The organism is Lactiplantibacillus garii (assembly GCF_003885105.1).
In the GTDB taxonomy this organism is placed as follows: Bacteria; Bacillota; Bacilli; order Lactobacillales; family Lactobacillaceae; genus Lactiplantibacillus; species Lactiplantibacillus garii.
On record NZ_QWZQ01000106.1, the window covers coordinates 1 to 1,360 of the forward strand.

Sequence of the window (1,360 nt, forward strand, 5' to 3'; positions counted from 1 at the left end):
GTTGTGGACAACCGATGTTTAATTTATAAAGCATTTGGAAAAGGTCGGGCAATTGATGAAATGTTTATGCAAACGCTATTAGTTAATTCAAAATTTAAAAATACTTTGGCGGATGCCAAAATCGGCAATTTGCGATTTATCGAATGGGGAAGTGCTCGTTCGCCAAAGGAGTTTACTGATGTACAAGATGGGATGAAGCTTTTGCAAAGTGATAAAATTTTTGCGCGAAAGTTCAATATGGAAAAAGGAAAGAACTTAATCTTTTATGTAATCAGGAACAGGGATAAATAATAGAAGTAATTTTGTGGCTGGTTTTGCCATAGATTGGGATTTTAATGTTATCAGGTATCTCACGATTTGAAGATTGTTTTAAAATTTTACTGTCCTGAATTCTCAAATCAAGTGCAATACTTACAACCTATCCTTAAACAGTGGTCTAGTTAATCAAAGTCTGGCAGGACATTCTTAGCTGGTTTTGATTCTCGTTGGTCCATCATTCTCAGAGGGAGTACGGATGCGCGAAAAAAACGTTGTACCAGTTACCACAAGTTCGTAAATCAAAACTCATGGTTTTGAAGTGTTCTGGACAATTGTCCTCAATAACGTCTTGAAGTGCTCGGCGACAGGCTGCAGCGTGGTAGTCCTCAATCTTAACAATGATTTTGTAGCGACTATCTCGTTCAGTTAAAGTCATGATGGTCGGTTCACTAGCAACCCGTTTACCTGTTACTAGATTAACTTCCAGATGGTCAATTTAAATGCGGTTGTTGACAGTCGTTGGGCGATCTTCGGTGGATGTCACCAATGAGTATTTATGCATGTGGTTGTAGGCTTTGTGAGATGACTTTACCCAGCAACGTAGTTTTATCGGGAGCTCACTATTAGTCAGTTCTAAGAGACCTTCATCGATGCAGTGATAGATGGCAGTATTGAAGGGCAAGGTAGTTCTGGTTGTTTAGGCTTGAACCAATGAACAAAAAAATCCCCACTGTGAATGCGCGGTTTACGGCGTAATCTCACCACTAGCTGGCGGAAAAACTCAGGAGCTTTTAACAACCAGCGATACGCCGCACGCCGATGTTCATAGACCACTTTTGGGCAGTATTTGCAAAGTAGGCCTTAAGTGGCTTGTGGTTAGGACAATCCGCCGGTAAGGCTACCAAGCCATAATTAGGCCGCGTTCATAAGATTGAAGTTACTGGCAGTGACGAGTAATGGTGTTTTGATCATAGGTCATGAAGTCATCTTTTTCTTATCTTGTGGTGATTTAAGAATAGGTCTTCATGACCTTTTGGGTTTAGTTTTTTAGTTAAATCAGAGGTAGTTTTTTTAGCGCCTCTTACTTTAATTATTTGAGTAA

The 1,360-nt window shown here is 39.9% G+C and carries 1 pseudogene; it reads left to right on the forward strand.

The features are described from left to right. Window positions 1-291: pseudogene (locus tag D1831_RS14460) on the forward strand (beta-1,6-N-acetylglucosaminyltransferase); the annotation flags it as partial. Between the last annotated feature and the right edge of the window lie 1,069 nt (window positions 292-1,360).